Annotated in this window: 6 protein-coding genes; 2 read left to right on the top strand and 4 right to left on the bottom strand. The window is 70.4% G+C overall.

Annotated features, from left to right (window positions below; genetic code table 11):
• The coding region (locus tag ACOADB_RS17665) for a carboxyl transferase domain-containing protein (RefSeq protein WP_378601302.1) at nucleotides 1-507 on the top strand (507 nt) is incomplete at its 5' end.
• Between the two features lie 17 nt (nucleotides 508-524).
• On the opposite strand, the gene ACOADB_RS17660 is transcribed toward ACOADB_RS17665, so the two are convergent.
• The 4 genes from ACOADB_RS17660 to ACOADB_RS17645 form a co-directional block, all read right to left on the bottom strand.
• Nucleotides 525-1,106, bottom strand: a complete 582-nt coding sequence (locus ACOADB_RS17660) for an AAA family ATPase (RefSeq protein WP_378601300.1) — start codon at nucleotides 1,104-1,106, stop codon at nucleotides 525-527.
• The gene (locus ACOADB_RS17655; RefSeq protein WP_378601298.1) at nucleotides 1,103-1,444 is read right to left on the bottom strand and encodes a TA system antitoxin ParD family protein; all 342 of its coding nucleotides are present in this window, start codon (nucleotides 1,442-1,444) and stop codon (nucleotides 1,103-1,105) included. The genes ACOADB_RS17660 and ACOADB_RS17655 overlap by 4 nt, the downstream gene beginning before the upstream one ends.
• Nucleotides 1,445-1,507: 63 nt before the next feature.
• A complete protein-coding gene (locus ACOADB_RS17650; protein WP_378601296.1) occupies nucleotides 1,508-2,230 on the bottom strand; it encodes a lysophospholipid acyltransferase family protein in 723 nt (240 codons plus the stop codon).
• 76 nt (nucleotides 2,231-2,306) lie between these two features.
• Nucleotides 2,307-2,660, bottom strand: coding sequence for a UBP-type zinc finger domain-containing protein (locus ACOADB_RS17645; RefSeq protein WP_378601293.1), 354 nt, complete (start codon nucleotides 2,658-2,660; stop codon nucleotides 2,307-2,309).
• A gap of 65 nt (nucleotides 2,661-2,725) precedes the next feature.
• On the opposite strand from ACOADB_RS17645, the gene ACOADB_RS17640 reads away from it, so the two are divergent.
• Nucleotides 2,726-3,130, top strand: a 405-nt coding sequence (locus ACOADB_RS17640) for a metallophosphoesterase (RefSeq protein ID WP_378601290.1), incomplete at its 3' end; no start/stop codon positions are given.

Raw genomic sequence — 3,130 nt, 5'->3', positions numbered from 1 at the left:
GACGCGTCGGCGAAGGCCGCGGACTTCCTGGAGCTGTGCGAGCGCTGGGAGCTGCCGGTGGTCTCGCTGGTCGACACCCCGGGCTTCATGGTCGGCCCCGAGGCCGAGCGCACGGGCCTGGTCCGACATGCCTCGCGGATGGTGACCGCCGGTGCCGTGCTGACGGTTCCGCTGGTCGGTGTCGTCCTGCGCCGCGGCTACGGGCTCGGCGCGCAGGCCATGCTCGGCGGCAGCACCCACCGACCGCTGCTCACGGTGGCGTGGCCGGGCGCGCACCTCGGGGCGATGGGGCTGGAGGGCGCCGTCCGGCTGGCGCTGGCCCACGAGCTCGCCGCCATGCCCGAGCAGGAGCGCGAAGCAGCCGTGGTCGAGCACACCGCCCAGCTCCGCGACCACGCCAAGGCGCTCAACGCCGCCCGGATGTTCGAGATCGACGACGTGATCGACCCGGCCGAGACCCGCGCGGTGATCGTCGCGACCTTGCAGCGCGCGACCCCGCGCCGCTGACACACAGCTACCCGGGCTCAGCGACCGGCAGCAAGTACGACCTCAGGCGTCCATCGCGGCCACGCCGCCAGGCCCACGAGTCGCCCGCGCTCGAAACGCGCGATTTCGTGCAGGGGACGAGCGATCCGCGAGTTGTCGTAGAACGTGGTGCGGTCTGCTGCCTCGCTCGCGCTCACAACGAGTTCCCAGAGCCGCGCGTGCCGCTGCCGGATCTTCTCCTCAGGCACGGCATGCCCACCCCTTCGCACTCGCTCGGCCACCCGCGCAATGCTGAGGTCGACCGGAACCAGGATCACGTGGAGATGGACCAGATATCCATGAGCGACCGCGGCCCGGACCAGGCCGACCTTGCTGGGATGGCTGAACACCGTCTCGGTGATGAACGAGGCGCCCGCGGCCAGCATCGACACACGCTCATCGGCCGCCAGTCGCGACGCTTGGTAGGCGTGCTCCAGCTCTTGCCCCGGCCACTCACGCGCTGCAATGACGTCCGCGTTGATGAACGGCAACCCCGTCGAGGGAACCAGTACCCGCTCCGCAAGCGTGGACTTCCCTGCCCCGTTCGGCCCCGCGAGCAGGTGGAGGACAGGTGTGCTCACAGCGTGGAGCGGATGACGACGACACCGTCATCGTCAACCTCGGACCACGACTCACCGGCCGCCCTGAACTCGCCCTCCAGGTCGAGACCCTTGCGCGCAGCATCGATTCGTTCGTCCCATGCGGTCCGTACGACCGCCTGCTCCGGGTCGGCAAGGGTGTCGTACGACTGCTCCCCTGCGAGCACACGCTCGATGTCGCGATGACTCATCTGGTGGGATGCTTCGAGCTCGCGCCCGAGGCGGGCCCAGTGGCTGAGCTGCTGGGCGGCGCTCCGGCTCATGACCGCGCCAGTCGCCTTGGCGGCCTCGAACAATTCACCGTCAATCCGGGTCGGCATCGTCGACATGCTCAACCACCTCCACCGTCAGTGTAGCAACCTGCTACACACCGTGGTCCTGCCCTACTTGTCGAGCTTCTTCTTCAGGAACCAGGCACCGAGACCCAGCGCCGCGGCACCGGCCGCGATCGTGCCGGGACGGTTCTGCCAGCGCGTGTACTCCTCGGCGACCTGCGGCCACGCCTCGCCGATCACAGCGGCGGCGTCCTCCGGCGTGGCCTTCAGTCCCTCGACGGAGACGGGCGTCCCGAAGACCATCCGCACCTTGCGCGGCAACGGCCAGCGCCGCTTATCCGTGCCCGTGATGGTGGTCGGGATCAGCGGAGCACCGGCCTCGATCGCGAGCCGGGCGGCGCCACGCTTCGGTGCGCCCAAGCCCTCCTCGCGCACGCGGGTGCCCTCGGGGAACAGCGCCAGCGCGTCGCCGCGGGCGAGGATCGCGCGAGCGGTCTCTAGGGCTTCCTCGTCGGAGGAGCCACGGCGGACCGGGAACGCCCCGAGGCGCAGGAAGACGCCCGCCAGCGGACCCTCGAAGTGCTCGGCCTTGCCCATGAAGTGCACCGGCCGACGCAGCACGATGGCGACGAAGAACGGGTCCCAGAAGCTCTTGTGGTTGGGCACGATCACGACCGGCCCCTTCTTGGGGACGTTCTCCTTGCCCGTCGCGGTGAACCCGCACACGATCCGCAGGATCAACGCCGCGGTGTACTTCACCACCAGGTAGAGCGGACCGCTCACACCCTTCTCGCGCGCGATCCGGTGGGCTTCTTCGTTCGTCGTCGGCACGACAGCCATCTTGGCGCGGGCGACACGATCCGGCCAGTGGCTCGCCGGACCCGGGGTCAGCGGGCCGGCGGATCGATCAGTGGACGAGGTCGCGCCAGTTCGTGGGTACGGCGCCGCGCGGGCCGGGCGCGGGCTGGTCCTCGGGGTGCGAGGTCGGTGCCGCGAGCGGCGGGCCGTCGTAGTAGTCCTCGACGACGTAGTCCCAGAACCAGTCCTCACCCGGCTCGAAGGTCTGGACCAGTTGATGACCGGTCTGCTCGAAGTGCGCGGTCGCGTGCTGCTCCGGCGACGAGTCGCAGCAGCCGACGTGGCCGCAGGCCGCGCACCGGCGCAGGTGCACCCACCAGCCTCCGGCAGCCGAACACTCCTGGCACCCGGGTCCACTCGGTGCTGCGTTGACGTCGATGGCCGGGTTCTGGTCGCTGGTCACAGCGCGACGCTAACGGGGCGCGCGCGCCGACACCACCCCTTCCGGCGAACGCCTACTCTCGTGCCGTGGAGCCCCTCGGCCAGTACCCCGATCCGATCCATGTCGTCGCGCACCTCAGTGACCCGCACCTGCTCGCCACGTCGCTGCAGTACGGCGTCGTGGACACCGCCGCGCACCTCGAGCGCGCGCTGGAGCGACTCGCCCGGCTGCCCATGCCACCCCAGGCCCTCGTGTTCACGGGTGACCTCGCGGACAAGGCCGAACCGGCGGCGTACGCGAAGCTGCGCGGGATCGTCGAGCCCGCGGCCGCGGCCCTCGGCGCCCAGGTGGTGTGGGTGATGGGCAACCACGACGAACGGGCGACCTACTCCCGGGAGCTGTTCGACCACGACCTCGGGGACAGCGACGCCCCTCAGGACCGTGTGTACGACGTCGACGGGCTCCGCATCGTCGCGCTCGACACCAGCGTC

It is taken from the genome of Nocardioides sp. CPCC 206348 (genome assembly GCF_048654705.1).
GTDB lineage: Bacteria > Actinomycetota > Actinomycetes > Propionibacteriales > Nocardioidaceae > Nocardioides.
This window is presented reverse-complemented; position numbering and strand designations above follow the sequence as displayed.